Genomic DNA, 16,229 nt, shown 5'->3' with positions numbered 1-16,229 from the left:
GGAAGCCTACTACTCGGCGAAGGGCTCCAACATCGTCGACGCGGCCCGCAACCATGCCTGCCGGGTCTCCGGCTGAAGATCCCCGTACTCGATCGACGAGCCGACCTCCAGGGCCGGGTCGTAGGGCACCACGGCGACCGCGCGGGTCCGCGTCGCGAAGTGCTTCTTGAAGTCCTCGAGGAGCGGCAGCGTGCCCGGCGACGGGCAGGAGATCAACGTCACGGCGTTCGCCACCATGTCGCCCATCCCGCTCTCCTCGAGAACGTCGAGCATCCAGTCCGCGGTGAAGGCGGCGTCCTCCCGGGGGACCGTGGTGATCACCAACTGGTCGGCCGAGCGCATCACCGTCTGCCAGTTGACGCTCTCCACGTTGTTGCCGGTGTCCACGCAGATCACGTCGTGGGTGCGCCGCAGCAGGTCCGTCACGCGGCGCACGGTGGCCTGGTCCAGCCGCTGGGCGAAGCGCGGGTTCTCCTCGCCGGCCAGCACGTCGTAGGAGCCGTCGGAGGCGTGCCGCAGGTACGCGTCGAGCTCCTGCAGCAGCGCGTCGCCGTGCAGCGCTTCGATCCGCATCAGGTCGGCGAGCAGGTGCTTGATCGTCCGCGCGTGGCGGGCGCTGCCGGCCCGCAGGCCCAGCGTGCCGCGCAGCTCGTTGTCGTCCCAGGCGAGCACGCCGCGGCCGCGGACACTGCCGATGGTGGCCGCGGCCAGCACCGTCGCGGTGGTCTTGTGCACGCCGCCCTTGGGGTTGGCGAAGGCCAGGACCCGGGGCTGGCCGAGCTTGCGGCGCATCACCGCGACGGCGCGCTCGGTGCCGTCGTCGGCGCGCGACTGCCGCCACTCGATCCGGGCGCCGGAGGAGGCCGGGTCCATCCGGGGCGGGTCCAGCCGGGGCGGGTCCAGGCGGGGCGGGTCCAGCCGGGGCGCGACGCCCGGCGCGACCGGGATCGGCTGGGCCACCGGCGCGGGCGGCGACACCGGTCGCGGCGCGACCGGCGGGGCCGCCGGGGGCGCGGACGGCGCATACGCCTGCGGGTAGGCCGGCTGCTGGGGATAGCCGCTGGGCTGCGGGTAACCGTTGGGCTGCGGATAGCCGTTCGGCTGCGGGGCCGACGGCGGATAGCTGGGGGCCGGCGGGTAGGCGCCGCGCTGCGGCAGCTGCGACGGCGGCTGCGGTGGCGGCGCGGCCGGCGGCTGCGGGGAGCGCGGAGCCGGATCGAAGAAGCTGCTCGGCTGCTGCGCCTGCTCGGGGCGGGCCTGCCAGCGCGGGTCCAGCGGGTTGATCGGGCGCTGCGGCATCGCGCGCTGCGGCTCGGCGGCCGGCGGGCGGGCGTCCGGGCGCTGGGCGTCGAAGCCCCGGCTCTCCGGCGGGCCGGCCGGGCGGGCGGTCCCCCGGGTGGGCGGCGCCTGCTGGCCCCACTGCTGCGGAACCGCGGCCGGGTCCGCCTTCGGCTCCTCGGCGGGCTCCTCGGCACGGTGACCATGCCGGGCACGGTCCAGCAGAGCCCGCCAGCGCGGGGCTGGTTCCGCAGGCCGGCCCCAGCCGGTCTCGGTCCCGTCCACGGCTTGTCCCTTCTGCGCCTACCCGACGTCGTGCTCCGGCGAGGGGTTCTCGCCAAGACAGGCTACGGACGAGACCCTATGCGGGCCACCGACCGAGTGCCCATCCCCCTGTCGTTCTTGATCACATGGCGGCACGCCGGTCGTGCACGTGCATCCACCCGAACGTTTCTTCAGACGGAAAAACTAACGTTCCGGTTCAGCGGCGGATGCCGCGGAGGACGCGGCGGAGGTGGCGTGAGCTGTGCCCATCTCCGCCTCCGAGGGTACGTCAACCGGGGCCGGCGCCGGGCCGGCGGAGGAAGGCGGCGCCGAGACCCCGCCGGTCGGTGAGGCAGAAGTCACAGCGCTCCCGATCGACGACGGTAACCGTGACGGCGGGGCGGTGGCAACGCCCGGAACGGCGGTCGGCACGGGCGTCACCGACGGCTCCGCGGACACCGTGCCGCTCTCCTCCGGCAGCGGCGGGCGGAACTCGGTCCGGTCCAGGCTGCGCACCTCCGGGGCCGGGTCGACAGCCCGGACCCCGGGGCGGGACGCGATGTCGTCCAGGGTCGCCGGAGCCGCGCGGATCACGGCCGCGAAGACACAGGAGCAGCCTTCCCGGTACGCCGCGGCCTCACGCGCCGCCGTCCGGGCGGCATTCGCATACGTCAGGCGGAGTCGCTGTTCGCGCTGACCCTGGCCGGTCAGCGACCGTTCCAGCCGGGAGTAGTCGGCCTGCTCCTGATCGCGGACCAGCGCGGCGTCGAGCATCCCGGCGGTCACGTCCCCGGGCATCGAGTAGACCGGGATGAGCGACACCTGGGTGCGCGCATCCGGCAGCGGCACCCGGGCGTAGACCTGAGCCACCGCCGCGTCCTCGAGGATCACCGGCAGCTGTGCCGGCGCCGTGTACCGCTCGAGGCTGACCAGCGCCCAGGTGTCCCCGGCCACCGGGCCGGACGGGTCGCTGAGCATGTCCAGCTCGCGGCGCGCCGAGTCCACGTAACCACCGACGGTCTGGCCCTCGACGACACCGACCCGCACGACGTCGCCCGGGTCGGTGTCGTCGGAGCCGCCCGGGCTGCCGGCGAGCACGACGGCGACCACCAGCGTCGCGGTGGCCGCCAGCGCCACCGCGGTCATCAACTGCAAGCGGAGCGAGCCGTCCCCGAACCTGACGAGGACCGCTCGCAGACGATGCGCGCGTGTCACACGCCATCTCCCCGTCAGCAGGTCAGCCGGCGTCCTGAAGGACGTCCAGCGCGAATGTCAGGTCAGCAGGGTAGTCGCTGACGAACCGGACCTCATCGTGCGTCCGGGGGTGAAGAAATGCCAGTTCGCGGGCGTGCAGCCACTGACGGTCCAGTTTCAGCCGGGCCGCGAGGGTCGGATCCGCGCCATAGGTGAGATCGCCCACGCACGGGTGCCGCAGCGCCGAGAAGTGCACCCGGATCTGGTGGGTGCGCCCGGTCTCCAGCCGCACGTCGATCAGGCTGGCGGAGCGGAACGCCTCCAGCGTGTCGTAGTGCGTGACGCTCGGCTTGCCGTCGGACATCACCGCGAACTTGTAGTCGGCCGTCGGGTGCCGGTCGATCGGGGCGTCGATCGTGCCCCGCAGCGGGTCCAGGTGGCCCTGCACCACCGCGTGGTAGCGCTTCTCCACCTCGCGCTCCTTGAAAGCACGCTTCAGCACGCTGTACGCCATCTCGGACTTGGCGACCACCATCAGCCCGGTGGTGCCGACGTCGAGGCGGTGCACGATGCCCTGCCGCTCGGCGGCGCCGCTGGTCGCCACGTTCTGGCCCATCGCGGCCAGGCCGCTGACCACGGTCGGGCCGGTCCAGCCCGGGCTCGGGTGCGCGGCCACGCCGACCGGCTTGTCGACCACCACGATGTCGTCGTCGCTGTAGATCACGGACATGCCGTGCACCGGCTCGGCGACGAGCACCGGCGCGGTCACCGGCGGCGGCAGGGTCACCTCGAGCCACGAGCCCGCGGCGACCTTGTCCGATTTCGGTCGGGGAATCCCGTCGACCAGCGCGTTGCCGTCCTCGACGAGGGTGGCCGCAGCCGTCCGGGAGAGCCCGAAGAGCCGGGAGACGGCCTGGTCGAGCCGCATCCCGTCAAGACCGTCGGGAACCGGAAGGGATCTGGTGCCGCTCATGCCGTCTCCTCCTTACCTGTCGTCGTGTCCGATTCCGCCGTCGCCTGGCTCTTACCCTTCAGGCGGCTGCCGTCACGCTGCCGCCCGGTCAGCTCCAGCAACACGGCCAGGCACACGCCGACCGTCAGGCAACTGTCCGCGATGTTGAAGACCGGAAACCTCTCCGCGTTCGGCGCGAAGACGCTGATCATGTCGACCACGTGCCCCTGGAACGGGCCGGGGGCGCGGAACAACCGGTCGATCAGGTTCCCCAGCGCCCCGCCGAGCACGAGCCCGAGCGCGACCGCCCACGGCACCGAGCGCAGCCTCGTCGCCATCCAGCCGATCCAGCCGACCACCACCAGCGTGATCAGCGGGAAGACCCAGGTGTACGCCTCGCCGAAGCTGAACGCCGCTCCACCGTTGCGCAGCAGCGAGAGATAGATCAGGCCACCGAGGATCCTCTTCGGCTCGTTCGGGTCGAGATTCTCGGTGGAGAGGTGCTTCACCCACTGGTCGACCACCAGTGCGACGAGCGCCGTGGCGCCCAGCACCGCCACGGCGCGCGGGGCGAACCGCGAGGCCTTTTCGGCGTTCAGCGTCTTTCCTCCAACTGCTTGCAAGAGACACAGAGAGTCGCGGACGGGAACGCGGCCAGTCGCTCCACCGGGATCTGGTTACCGCACCGCTCGCACCAACCGTAGTTGCCCGCCCCGAGCCGATCGATGGCGCGTTCCACCTGTGTGATCCGCTCGAGCAGGTTGTTGGCCAACGTGATCTCCTGCTCGCGCTCGAACGTCTTGGTCCCGGTGTCGGCCTGGTCGTCCCCGGCCGAGTCGGCGAGCCGCTCGCGCGAGAGCTCGGTGATCTCACTGAGCGCATGATCGTACTCGGCCTGCAGCTCGGTCAGCCGGGTCACCAGCGCCACCCGGATCTCCTCGGTCTCCGCCGCGCTGCGGGCCTGCCCGGCGGTCGATGCGGACCGCGTGTCGGTTGCCTTGGCCATCGTCGCTCCCTCACCCGCGCCCGGCGCGGCGATCAGCGGTCCTCGGGACCGGACGGCCGGCCCCTCGCGGACCGCCTGTGCCGGTTCCCCTGTCTTCCCCCGTGCCCTGCCCGGGACGATCCTGCGTTCCCCTGCCCGGACGATTCTGCGTGCCTCTGCCGGGGCGATCCTGCGTGCTCTGCCCGGGCGGCCGCTCCGGTGCGCCCGGCGCGGCCCGGCCGACGCCGTAGATCTTGCCCCACCCGCACCAGCGACGCGGCGCGAAACTGACCGCGCACTCGGCGAGGTTGGCAAGGATACGGAACGTGAGATGCGCCGACAACCGCTTCGGGTTCGCGGCTCCCGGCAAACCGGCACGAACCTGCCGTCGCCCGTCGGATACCCGACGATACACCCCGAGTCACTCCGGCATCACGAGTTGTCACCCCAGCAGGTCGGTCCCTCACCAGGCGCTTGCCTGCCCCGCCGCTCTCCGGCCGCCGAGCGTCTCACCAGGCCTTTCCCTGCCGCCGCCCCGAGGGCCGCGAGCAGCCGGGCGCCTCACCGGTCCCGCCGTCACGGCCGGTCTCAGCCGGTGAGCAGCCGGGCGAGCCGGGACTCGACCTCGCCGGCCGGGGCGTCCACGGTGAAGACCTTGTCCCGGCTGGTGGCGCCGATCCGCAGCGCGACGTCGGCGGCCCGCACCCCCAGCGCGTCCGCCAGCGCCCGCCGGACCGCCTCGGTGGCCCGGCCGTCCACCGCGGGCGCCCCCACCGCGACGATCAGCGCCGCTCCGTGCGGGCCGGGATAACTGCCGCCGACCCGGGTCCGCCCGGCCCCGGGCCGGACGCGCACCGCCACGGAGACCCCGGAACTCCGGCTTCGATCACCCACGCCCGGTCAGCGGTGGGCGTCGACGCCGAGGAGGCGGTCCACCGGGCGGCACAGACCGCACGGGCTGAAGCCCAGCTCCACGGCCTCCGCCGCCGGCAGCGACTCGGTGAGCCGGCCGACAAGGTGCGGGCAGTCCGCCATGTGGAAGCGCGGGCGCCCGTCCACCACCAGGACCTCGATGCCCAGCCGCGCGACCCGGACCGCGTCCGTCGGCCGCACCGACTGCGGCAGCGGCTCGTCGTCGGGATCGTCCGCGTCCGGCTCGCCGAACTCGTCGCCGAGCACGGGATCCGGCTCCACCGGATCGGCCCCGGAGCCCTGCGCCGGGAAGGCGGCCGCCCGATCCCCGGCGGCCGGCGGGGTGGAGCCGGTGTCAGGGGACCCCGGCCCGGAAGCGCCCGGCCGGGCGGAGCCGGCGGCAGAGGACCCCGGCCCGGAAGCAGCGGAGCCGCCCGGCGAGCCGGCCGCGAACGAGTCGGCGGGGCCGGTGGCGGCGGGCTCGTGCGGGGCGGCCGGGCGGCGCCAGGCCTGCTCGTCCGCCTCGTTGCGGCGGGCCGCCCCGATCGTCGACGACGCGGCTCGGTAGTCCGCCTCGGCGGCCGGCGAAACGACGGATTCGCCCGGGAGATGTGTTCCCGCGGCACGCGCGCCTTCACCCGTACGCGGAAGATCGTGGTCCGGTTCTTGATCGATGACCGTGCCCGGCCCGTATACCTCTTCGGCGGCGGGGAAGCCGATCGGGTCGGCCCCACCCGCCGCGGCGGAACGGCCGGGCGCGGAGGAGTCGGAGGCATGAGGCTCGGAGACGTGAGGCTCGGAGGCGGGGATCCCGGCGTGCGCGGAGTCGCCGGCGAACCCGGAATCGGCTGCGAACGCGGCGCCGGCCGGGGCAGAATCGTGGGCGTCGGACGCCCCAGCGGTGCGGCGCGGAGCGGGACCGGGCGGGACGGAGTCGTCCAGCGGGTCAGCCGGCTCGGGCGCGTCAGCGTGGCGGGCCGCGGCGCGCTGCCGCAGGCCGACGACAAGAACGACCGCGACCAGCAGGTTGGCCACGATCGACGCTATGAGAAGGCTGCTCGACCCGCGGATCAGGCCGATCGCGAGGCACACCACCGCGACGAGGATGAGCGGGAAACTAGCAGGAATCATGGCTCATCCTCGTCGAGGTGCGGGGCTGTGGTCAGCGACCCGATTCGATGGCGTTGGAGCGGCCGCCGTAGGAACCGGCCAGGCCGGCCGCGGCGAGACCACCGGAGCCACCGACCGAACGGCTGGCGTCGGCCCGGGCCATCTCGGCCTCCAGGCCCTGGCCACGGCCGTCGAGGTCGCGCAGCTGGCTCTCCAGGTAGGCCTTCAGCCGCGTGCGGTACTCCCGCTCGAACTGCTTGAGCTCCTCGATGTGCTTCTGCAGCGCGGTCCGCTTGGCGTCCAGGCCGCCCATGGCCTCCTGGTGCCGCTGACGCGCGTCGCGCTCGAGGGCGTCGGCCTTGGCCCGGGCCTCGCGGGTGACCTCCTCCGCCTTGGAACGGGCGTCGGAGAGCAGCTTGTCGGCCTCGCGGCGGGCGTCGGACACGTGGTCGTCGGCGGTGCGCTGGGCCATCATCAGCACGCGGAGAGCCTGCTGCTCACCGTCGGCGCCGGTCGGGCCGGCACCGGGGCCGGGGCCCTGGGTGCGCACCTGCTCCAGCTCGGCCTGCATCTGCCGGGCCGCCTGCTCGGCGGACGACTTGTCCCGCTGCACACGGTCCAGCTGGGCCTTCAGGTCGTTGAGCTCGGCCGCGAGGCGAGGGTCGGCGCCCGGGCCGGCTGGCGCGCCACCCCGGCCGCCGCGCTCCACCTGGGCGCGCAGCTCGTTGTTCTCCTCGATCAGACGGGCGAGCTCGCGCTCGACCTCGTCAAGGAAGGCGTCGACCTCCTCCTCGTCATACCCCCGCTTGCCGATCGGGGGCTTCTTGAAGGCGACGTTATGCACGTCGGCCGGGGTCAGCGGCATCGAAACTCCTCGGGTCAGTCGCGGCCGCGGTTGGGGCTGCTGTCTAGCTGTAGTTCAGGATGAGATTACGTAGCACTAACTCCATGAGCACGAACAGGATAACCAGCAGCACGATGGAAGCCAGGTCCAAACTCACGTTACCAATGCGCAGCGGTGGGATCACACGCCTCAACGCCTTGAGGGGCGGATCCGTGACGCTCCACACCAATTCGAGTGTGGCGGACGCACCTCGGCCGGGTTGCCAGCGGCGTCCGTACTGAAGCACCGCTCCCAGCACGAACCTGCCCAGCAGCAGCAGGAAGAAGAAGTACACCAACAGGTAGAGGATTTGGAACACGATCGACAGCACGTCCGGCGGATCCCTCGTTCGGGTCAACTCTGAGTGAAGAAGCCACCCTCAGCGATCTTGGCCTTGTCCTCTGCGGTGACCTGGACATTCGCCGGTGAGAGCAGGAAAACCCGGTTGGTCACGCGCTCGATCGTACCCCGCAGGCCGAACGCCAGCCCGGCGGCGAAGTCGACCAGACGGCGGGCGTCCGACTCGTCCATCTCGGTGAGGTTGATGATGACCGGCACACCGTCGCGGAAGTGCTCGCCGATCGTGCGTGCCTCGCGGTACGTCGTGGGGTGCAGCGTGGTGATCTGGTACCGCTGCTCCTCCTCGATCGGCCGGTGCTGGACCTGCGGCTGGTGCGCCGGCTGCGGAGCGAGCGCCAGGTTCTCCCGGGTGGAGTAGGTCATCGCCGAGGACTGCTCGGGCGCGGGCGAGGGGCGGGTGATGGAGCGGACACTGCTGCCCCGCTCGATCCGGTCGTCGTCCTCCCGGTCCAGGTCGGCGCGCACCGAGGAGACGCGCTCACTGAGCCGGCCGGAACGCTCGGACCGGTCCCGCTCCGGACGATCACGGTCCGGGCGCGAGCGGGGCACCGGCCGCTCCTCCTCGACCTCGTCGTCGTCGAAGCCGTCGGAGTAACCGTCGCGCGACGAGTAACGGTGCTCACGGTCGTGATCGCGGCCACCGCGGGACGACCGGTAGGGGCGCTCCTGCTGGTATCCGCGCTCCTCGTAGTCGTCGCGCTCGTCCTCCTCCTCGGCCAGGCCCAGCCAGACGGCCGCCTTCCGGAAAGTACTCATGTGCCCCCACCTCCGTCCGCTCCTGCGGCCCGCGCCCCCTCATGGCGTGCCGCGCCCCCCTTGGCGAGCCGGACATCAGGTCCGATCAGGACCCGTGACCCGCTGCGACGCTGCGTCGTCGGACGCAACGGCCGCCGGGCGGTGGCGCGTCGCGCAAAACAACACCTGTGTAGTTTGCTGCCCGCCGCAAGGCTACCGCAGCGAGTTTCGCATCCCGAGTAAAGATGTACCGATCCGTACGTGTGTCGCCCCATGCCGGATCGCCGCCTCCAGGTCCCCGCTCATGCCCGCCGAGACCGTCGTCGCACCGGGGTGCGCAACGGCCAGCTGACCAGCCACATCGGCCAGTCTCGCGAAGGCACGGCCCGGGTCCTCGCCGAGCGGGGCCACGGCCATCAGCCCGCCCAGCCGCAGACCCTCCGATGAGGCCACCGCGTCGGATACCCGCCAGAGATCGTCACCAATCACGCCGCCGCGCGCCGGGTCGCCGTCCAGGCTCACCTGGACCAGCACCTCGAGCGGCTCGTCACGGGCGGCCGCGACGGCGGCGCGGTCCAGCGCCGTGACGAGGCGGAGCGAGTCCACGGACTCGACCACATCGGCGTACGCGCAAACCGACTTTGCCTTGTTCCTCTGCAGCTGGCCGACGAAATGCCAGCGCAGGCGCACGCCGGCGGCCCGGACCTGCGCCGCCTTGCCGGAGGCGTCCTGGTCCCGGTTCTCCCCGACGTCGGTGACGCCGAGACCGGCGAGCAACAGCACGTCGCTCGCCGGGTAGGTCTTCGTCACCGCGGTCAGCGTGACCTCGTCCGGCGGCCGGCCGGCCGCCGCGCACGCACGCACGATCCGCTCGCGCACCTGCTGGAGATTGGCGGCGAGCTCGGCCCGCCGCCCCTCGTCAAACACCTGTGTCATGGGCCACGAACGCGGTCAGGACCCGTTCTTCAGGAAATCCGGCACGTCCACGTCGTCGAAGAGCACGTTGTGCTTGCGCGGCGCCGGGGTCGGCGGGGTGACCGGCGGCGTGATCGCCGGCAGCGGGGCCGAGGTGGACACGGCCGGCGGGGTGTTCTGCTTGCGCACCGCATCGGCCGGCTTGTAGGACGGTGTCCCCCCGTCGAACCCCGCGGCGATCACTGTCACCCGCACCTCGTCGCCGAGCGCGTCGTCGATGACCGCGCCGAAGATGATGTTCGCGTCCGGGTGGGCCGCGTCGGTGACCAGTTGCGCCGCGTCGTTGATCTCGAACAAGCCCAGGTCGGAGCCGCCCGCGATGGAGAGCAGAACGCCACGCGCGCCGTCCATGCTCTGCTCGAGCAGCGGGCTGGAGATCGCCCGCTCGGCCGCCTCGACCGCCCGGTTGTCGCCGCGCGCGCTGCCGATGCCCATGAGCGCGCTGCCCGCGTTGCTCATGACGCTCTTGACGTCGGCGAAGTCCAGGTTGATCAGACCCGGCGTGGTGATCAGGTCGGTGATGCCCTGCACGCCGGAGAGCAGCACCTGGTCGGCCTGACGGAACGCGTCCATCATGCTGATGCCGCGGTCGCCGAGCGCGAGCAGCCGGTCGTTCGGGATCACGATCAGCGTGTCGCACTGGTTGCGCAGCTCGTCGATGCCGGCCTCGGCCTGGACCTGACGCCGCTTGCCCTCGAACGAGAACGGGCGGGTCACCACGCCGATGGTCAGCGCGCCGAGCTTCCGGGCGATGTTGGCCACCACCGGGGCGCCACCGGTGCCGGTGCCGCCGCCCTCGCCGCACGTGACGAAGACCATGTCGGCCCCCTTGAGGACCTCCTCGATCTCGTCACGGTGGTCCTCGGCGGCGTTCTTGCCGACGTCGGGCTGGGCACCGGCTCCCAGGCCACGCGTCAATTCCCGGCCGACGTCCAGCTTGACGTCGGCGTCACTCATCAGCAGGGCCTGCGCATCGGTGTTGATCGCGATGAACTCGACGCCTTTGAGCCCAACCTCGATCATGCGGTTCACGGCGTTCACGCCGCCGCCGCCGATGCCTACGACCTTGATAACCGCAAGGTAGTTGTGCGGAGGTGTCATCGGGCTCAGCCTTCCCTTCGGGGTTGGCGGACGTCGAGGGCCCCTGCGGTTCCGAGGGGGATCCGCACTTCGACGTCCACTGCCGTACAAGGGAGGGCGAGGAAACCCTCACCCTCTACTAGAGGTTTAGAGTTATGTCAACCACTCAAACCTCTCGACGCAACGTATGCGGACATCGCGCCGGGACCAAAGAACCGGCGCGGCGTGTCGCGTCCGCTTACGTGGCGACTATGCGACTCACCCGTAACCTCGGACCAAATGATCCGTTCGTACGTTTTTGTCGGTTTAGTAATTACTTACCGGATCGTGACTATCTGAGGCGCGCTCACGTCGATCTCGGTGGCCTTGCGGGACAGCAGCGCGGTGGCCACCTCGCTCTTCAGCGGGCTCTCGGTGTCGTCACCCCAGATCACCACTCGCTTGTCACGCAACTCCAGCCGGATCGCCACCGGTGACGTCACCGAGACCGCCGCCAGTTGTTCCCGCAGATCGTCGCTGAGCGCCGCGAGAACCTTCAGCGCCGACCCGGTGTTCGCGTCGGCCGGCCCCGGCGACGACAACCGCGCCAGCGGCACCCCTGACGGCGCCGCCGCGACCTGCCGGAAGGGCACCCCGTCGTCGTCGATCAGGGTGAACCGGCCGTCGACCGGCACCGCGGCCACCGCCACCCGCTCGACCACCTCGATGCGCACGGTGGACGGCCAGCTCCGGGTGACGGTCACCTTGTCCACGGGGGCCAGCCCGCGCACCCGCGCGCCGACCTCCCCCAGATCGACCCGGGCCAGCGGTCGCCGCTCCGGCACCGCCGCCGCGGCGCGCACCTGCGCCGGATCGATCGTCTGCGTGCCGGCCACCTCGACCGTCCTCACTCCGAACACCGCAGTGCCGTAGACCAGCCACACCACGGCGCCGGCGACCAGCAGCACCCCGGCGCCGACGAGCCAGGGCAGAGCGGCCCGCAGCCGGCGCTGCCGGGCACGGGCCATGAACCGGCGCGCGGACGGCGGCACCGCGTCGGTGTCCGCCCGCACCAGGCGCCAGTTGCGCGTGCCCGTGCCCCCGCCCGCCACGGATCAGCCCGCGAGGTCCGGCTGGAGGTCCGCCTCGGCGAGCGCGGCCAGCAACTCGTCGCCCATCAGCGAGATCGGCGGCGCGCCCATGGTCACCACCACGTCGCCGGGACGGCTGCGGCGGACCACCTCGGCCGGCACGTCCTCCCAGTCCGGCACGAAGACCTTGCGATCGGCGGGCAGGTCGATCGCGGCGGTCAGGGCGAGACCACCCTCGCCCGGCCCGCGGGTCTCCCCCGGGCCGAAGACCTCCATGATGATCGCCTGGTCGGCCAGGGCCAGCCCCTCGGCCAGCTCGGCCTGCAGGTCCCGGGTGCGGTACACCCGGTACGGCTGGAAGACCACGATCAGGCGGCCGTCGCCGGCCACCTCCCGCAACGTGCGCAGCGCCGCCAGGACAGAGGTCGGGTGGTACGCATACTCGTCGTAGACCCGGACGCCGGCCGCGATGCCCTTGCGCTCGAAGCGGCGCCGCACCCCCGGGAACGACTCCAGCGCCTCGACGATCTTCTCCAGCGGCAGGCCCAGCTTCAGCGCGGTCAGCACGGTCGCGGCGCTGTTCAGGCCCATGTGCTTGCCGGGCAGCGCCAGCTTGAACTCACCCAGCGGCTCGCCGTGCAGGGTCGCGCGGTACCGCACGCCGCTCACGGTCGAGACCACGTCACTGATGCGCAGGTCGGCGTCGGGCGACTCGCCGTACGTGAAGACGGTCTTGCCCTGTGCCCTGAGCCCCGCGATCAGCTCCTCGGTGCCCGGCCCGTCCGCACAGGTCACCACGAAGCCGTCGGCCAGGCCGCCGAACTCCAGGAAGCCCGCCTTGAGCGTCTCCAGGTCACCCCAGTTGTTGAGGTGGTCGCCCTCGATGTTCGTGATGATCGCGACATGCGGGCGGTAGATCAGGAACGAGCGGTCGTGCTCGTCGGCCTCGGCCACAAAGTGCGGGCCGCTGCCGTGGTGGCCGTTGGAGCCGGCCGCGGAGAGCTCGCCACCGATCACGAACGACGGATCCTGCCCGGCGTGCTGCAGGATCACCGTCATGATCGACGTGGTGGTGGTCTTGCCGTGGGTGCCCGCCACCGCGATCGCCTGCCGGCCGGTCATCGCCGCGGCCAGCGCCTCGGAACGGTGCAGCACCCGCAGCCCGCGCCGGCGCGCCTCGACCATCTCCACGTGATCCTTCGGGATCGCCGTGGAGTAGACGACAGTGTCGACACCGTCCAGGTTCGAGGCCTCGTGCGCCATGTGCACCGTGCCGCCGAGCGCGCGCATCCCCGCCAGGGCCGGCCACTCGCGCAGCTCACTGCCGGAGACCGGGATGCCCCGGGTCAGCAGCAGCCGGGCCAGGCCGGCCATGCCGACGCCGCCGATCCCGATCAGGTGCACACTGCCCAGATCCTCGGCGGTCATCTCACCGGCCGGCGTCAACTCCGCCGTGTTCACCACAAAGCTCCCTCAGTCACTGGCTGGAAGAAATTCACCGGTCCACCGCCTCCAGAACGAAACGGAGCAGCTGCTCGTCGCCGTCGCGCCGGCCGTAGCCCGCGGCGGCGTGACCCATCGTGGCCAGCCGCTGCCGGTCGCGGGCCAGCGGGATGATGTTCCGCTCGATCCACTCCGGGGTCAGCTCGCTGTTGTCGACCAGCATGCCGCCGCCCGCCTCGACCACCGGGATCGCGTTGCGGCGCTGCTCCTGGTTGCTGAACGGGTACGGCACGTAGATCGCGGGCATGCCGAGCGCCGTCGTCTCGGCCACCGTGATCGCCCCGCCGCGGCACAGCATCAGGTCGGCGGCAGCGTAACCGAGCTGCATGTCCGACAGGTAGGGCACGACGACATAGGGCACCGGCAGGTCGTTCGGCACCTCGAACGGGTCGTTGCGCCCGCCCTGCACGTGCAGCACCTGGATGCCGGCGTGCGCCAGCCGCTTGGCCGCCGCGGCCACCGCCAGGTTGATCGTGCGCGCGCCCGACGAGCCGCCGGAGACGAACAGCACCGGCAGGTCCGGCCGCAGCCCGAAGTGGTAGAGCGCCTGCGGGCGCAGCGCCGGCCGGTCCATCTGCGTGATCCCGGTGCGCAGCGGGACACCGACCAGGCGCGCGTTGCGCAGCGACTCGGCCTGCTCCAGCTGGTGCGGGAAACCGACGGCGACCCGCTTGGTGAACTTCATGCCCATCCGGTTCGCCACGCCCGGCGGCACGTTCACCTCGTGCACGACGATCGGCATCTCGCGGCGCCAGGCCGCCAGGTAGGCCGGGACCGACACGTAACCGCCGAACCCCACCACCACCTCGGCGCCGACCTCGTCGATGACCTCGCCGGCCGCGTGGGTGGACTTGTACATCCGGTCCGGGGTGCGCAGCAGATCCAGGTTCAGCGAGCGGGGCAGCTGGAACGCCGGGATCACCCGCAAGTCGTAGCCGGCCGCCGGGATCAGCTGGTTCTCCATGCCCTTCGGGCTGCCCAGCGTGGTGATCCGAATCTGCGGGAAGTGCCGGCGTAAGGCATCGGCGAAAGCCAGCAGCGGATAGATGTGTCCACCGGTGCCTCCCCCGGCGAGCACGACCGACCGCAGCTGCACCATCACCTTCTCCTCTCCCATCCGACCGCCCCGCCCGCCACTGGCGAAGCGGACTAACGACGATCCTTCCCCGCGCTTACCGGCGCCTCACGCGGCTGTCCCGGACGCCGCGGCGGGGGAACCGGCGGCAGCGGGGCCCAGACTAGTCGCACCCATCGAGGCGTCGGACGGGCGTTCAGGGCACGGGCCGCATCCGGCTCAGCACGGGCGAACGAGGCCAGCATCCCGATCGCCGCCATGGCCACGATGAGAGCACTGCCACCTGCGGAGATGAACGGTAGCGGAAGGCCGGTGATGGGCAGCAGGCCGACCACCCCGCCCATGTTGATCACGGCCTGGGCGACCAGCCAGGTGGTGATCGCGGCGGCCGCCAGCCGGCGGAACGGGTCGGCCGAGCGGCGGGCGATCCGGAACCCGGTGAACGCCAGCACCGAGAAGAGCGCCAGCACGACCGAGCAGCCGACCACGCCGAGCTCCTCGGCGACGATGGCGTAGATGAAGTCGTTCTCCGCCTCCGGGACCCAGCCCCACTTCAGCGCGCCCTTGCCCAGGCCGACACCGAACCAGCCGCCCTCGAAGATCGCCGAGCGGCCCTGGATCAACTGGTAGCAGACGTCGCTCAAGTCACACTTGTCGAGCGGGGTGAGGAACGCGGTGAGCCGGGCGACCCGATAGTTCTCCGCGCCCTCGGCGCCCGACCCGGCGCCGCGCGACGCCGCCGCGATCAGCAGGCCGACACCGGTCAGGCCGAGCACGCCGAGCGCGCCGAACACCCGCAGCCGCACCCCGGCGGCCCAGAGCAGGCCGACGATCAGCGCCAGCAGGACCAGCATGGTGCCCACGTCGTTGTAGCCGACCAGGACGAAGAGCAGGCCGATCACCGGGAACAGCGGCATCGCCAGCTCTTTCCAGTGGCCCAGGGACACGCCCTTGCGCGCGATCACGTCGGCGCCCCACAGGACCATGCCGAGCTTCGCCAGCTCCGACGGCTGGACACTGACGCCGCCCATGGCCAGCGAGAGCAGGCTCACCGAGACCGGGCCGACCTTCGCGACCGGGTGCGCCACGTCGATGTGCTTGATCATGACGACCAGGTTCTGGAACGCGAGCAGCACGACGGCCCCGCCCAGCACGTACTTGCCGAGGGCGCGCAGGGTGAGCGCCGGCAGGCGCTGGCAGATCCAGAAGGCGATCAGGCCGAGCAGGGCGTACACGGCCTGGCTGGAGATCGCGGAGAACGCGTTGCCGTTCGCGGCGTAGGCCTTCACGCTGGTCGCCGAGAAGACCATGGTGAGGCCGATCAGCAGGAGCAGGCCGGCGCTGGCGATCAGCAGGTAGTAGGACGAGAGGGGGCGGGCCAGCAGCCCGTGCACGGCGGGCAGCAACTGCCGGCTCAGTGACGGGCGGGCCGTCTGATTACGGTCGTCCGCCATCTCCCCATCATCGTCCGACGATCACGCCACCGACGCGTACGTCGATGGCGTGTCGCAACGAGGTTTGTCGCGTGCACCACGGCCGGTGGGCGGAATTCACCCACCGACCCGTGAGCACGATCTCTACGGGGTCGAGCAGATGACCGTCAGATCCGCCCCGGAGGCGTCGCTCAAGCCGCCACCGAAGGTGTAGGTCCAGGTCTGCGTGCTTCCGGAGCCGCCCATCGTCGCAGTCTCCCCGGCACGGATGCTGTAGAGGCCGGCGATGGCAGTCTTCCCTGGGCCGCAGCTCACCAGCTTGGTGGTGGCACCCATCGCCGCTGTGTCGGACACCGACGAAAGAGTCGGCGATGTACCGGCTGCCCCAGCAGCACCGGCGGGACCAGTAGCACCGGCCGG

Annotated in this window: 17 protein-coding genes; all 17 read right to left on the bottom strand. The window is 71.7% G+C overall.

From position 1 onward, the window contains the following. Window positions 1-9: 9 nt before the first annotated feature. Entirely contained in the window at window positions 10-1,563 is a 1,554-nt protein-coding gene (locus tag Acy02nite_RS05965) for an AAA family ATPase (RefSeq protein WP_203738764.1), read from the bottom strand. 183 nt (window positions 1,564-1,746) lie between these two features. Continuing rightward, a complete protein-coding gene (locus Acy02nite_RS05960) occupies window positions 1,747-2,757 on the bottom strand; it encodes a hypothetical protein (RefSeq protein WP_203738763.1) in 1,011 nt (336 codons plus the stop codon). Between the two features lie 22 nt (window positions 2,758-2,779). After that, window positions 2,780-3,709 carry an RluA family pseudouridine synthase gene (locus Acy02nite_RS05955; protein ID WP_203738762.1) on the bottom strand — a complete coding sequence of 310 codons (930 nt, stop codon included), beginning with the start codon at window positions 3,707-3,709 and terminating at the stop codon, window positions 2,780-2,782. Then, window positions 3,706-4,311: a signal peptidase II gene (lspA, locus tag Acy02nite_RS05950; protein WP_203738761.1), complete on the bottom strand. Its 606-nt coding sequence runs from the start codon at window positions 4,309-4,311 to the stop codon at window positions 3,706-3,708. The genes Acy02nite_RS05955 and lspA overlap by 4 nt, the downstream gene beginning before the upstream one ends. Then, window positions 4,284-4,694, bottom strand: coding sequence for a TraR/DksA family transcriptional regulator (locus Acy02nite_RS05945; RefSeq protein ID WP_203738760.1), 411 nt, complete (start codon window positions 4,692-4,694; stop codon window positions 4,284-4,286). Before Acy02nite_RS05945 ends, lspA begins: the two co-directional genes overlap by 28 nt. Window positions 4,695-5,261: 567 nt before the next feature. Then, window positions 5,262-5,534: a DUF167 domain-containing protein gene (locus Acy02nite_RS05940; protein WP_239174264.1), complete on the bottom strand. Its 273-nt coding sequence runs from the start codon at window positions 5,532-5,534 to the stop codon at window positions 5,262-5,264. A gap of 39 nt (window positions 5,535-5,573) precedes the next feature. Further along, complete coding sequence (locus Acy02nite_RS05935) at window positions 5,574-6,716, bottom strand: hypothetical protein (RefSeq protein WP_203738758.1); 1,143 nt, start codon at window positions 6,714-6,716, stop codon at window positions 5,574-5,576. A gap of 31 nt (window positions 6,717-6,747) precedes the next feature. Then, window positions 6,748-7,560 carry a DivIVA domain-containing protein gene (locus Acy02nite_RS05930; RefSeq protein ID WP_203738757.1) on the bottom strand — a complete coding sequence of 271 codons (813 nt, stop codon included), beginning with the start codon at window positions 7,558-7,560 and terminating at the stop codon, window positions 6,748-6,750. A gap of 43 nt (window positions 7,561-7,603) precedes the next feature. Further along, a complete protein-coding gene (locus Acy02nite_RS05925; protein ID WP_203738756.1) occupies window positions 7,604-7,909 on the bottom strand; it encodes a YggT family protein in 306 nt (101 codons plus the stop codon). A 23-nt stretch (window positions 7,910-7,932) separates the two neighbouring features. Continuing rightward, window positions 7,933-8,694 (bottom strand): cell division protein SepF, encoded by a 762-nt coding sequence (locus Acy02nite_RS05920; RefSeq protein WP_203738755.1) that lies wholly within the window; start codon window positions 8,692-8,694, stop codon window positions 7,933-7,935. Window positions 8,695-8,886: 192 nt separating this feature from the next. Further along, complete coding sequence (locus tag Acy02nite_RS05915) at window positions 8,887-9,609, bottom strand: YggS family pyridoxal phosphate-dependent enzyme (RefSeq protein WP_203738754.1); 723 nt, start codon at window positions 9,607-9,609, stop codon at window positions 8,887-8,889. A 15-nt stretch (window positions 9,610-9,624) separates the two neighbouring features. Further along, a complete protein-coding gene (gene ftsZ, locus Acy02nite_RS05910) occupies window positions 9,625-10,749 on the bottom strand; it encodes a cell division protein FtsZ (RefSeq protein ID WP_203738753.1) in 1,125 nt (374 codons plus the stop codon). Window positions 10,750-11,045: 296 nt separating this feature from the next. Then, window positions 11,046-11,819, bottom strand: a complete 774-nt coding sequence (locus Acy02nite_RS05905) for a cell division protein FtsQ/DivIB (RefSeq protein WP_239174262.1) — start codon at window positions 11,817-11,819, stop codon at window positions 11,046-11,048. A 3-nt stretch (window positions 11,820-11,822) separates the two neighbouring features. Further along, window positions 11,823-13,259 carry a UDP-N-acetylmuramate--L-alanine ligase gene (murC, locus tag Acy02nite_RS05900; RefSeq protein WP_203738752.1) on the bottom strand — a complete coding sequence of 479 codons (1,437 nt, stop codon included), beginning with the start codon at window positions 13,257-13,259 and terminating at the stop codon, window positions 11,823-11,825. A gap of 34 nt (window positions 13,260-13,293) precedes the next feature. After that, window positions 13,294-14,400 carry an undecaprenyldiphospho-muramoylpentapeptide beta-N-acetylglucosaminyltransferase gene (gene murG / locus Acy02nite_RS05895; RefSeq protein WP_203738751.1) on the bottom strand — a complete coding sequence of 369 codons (1,107 nt, stop codon included), beginning with the start codon at window positions 14,398-14,400 and terminating at the stop codon, window positions 13,294-13,296. A 50-nt stretch (window positions 14,401-14,450) separates the two neighbouring features. Next, window positions 14,451-15,830: an FtsW/RodA/SpoVE family cell cycle protein gene (locus tag Acy02nite_RS05890; RefSeq protein WP_203738750.1), complete on the bottom strand. Its 1,380-nt coding sequence runs from the start codon at window positions 15,828-15,830 to the stop codon at window positions 14,451-14,453. 123 nt (window positions 15,831-15,953) lie between these two features. Further along, the gene (locus Acy02nite_RS46340; RefSeq protein ID WP_239174260.1) at window positions 15,954-16,163 is read right to left on the bottom strand and encodes a hypothetical protein; all 210 of its coding nucleotides are present in this window, start codon (window positions 16,161-16,163) and stop codon (window positions 15,954-15,956) included. Window positions 16,164-16,229 lie beyond the last annotated feature (66 nt).

It is taken from the genome of Actinoplanes cyaneus, assembly GCF_016862095.1.
Lineage (GTDB): Bacteria > Actinomycetota > Actinomycetes > Mycobacteriales > Micromonosporaceae > Actinoplanes > Actinoplanes cyaneus.
Note: the sequence above shows the minus strand (reverse complement) of the source record. Positions and strands in the feature narration are given on the sequence as shown.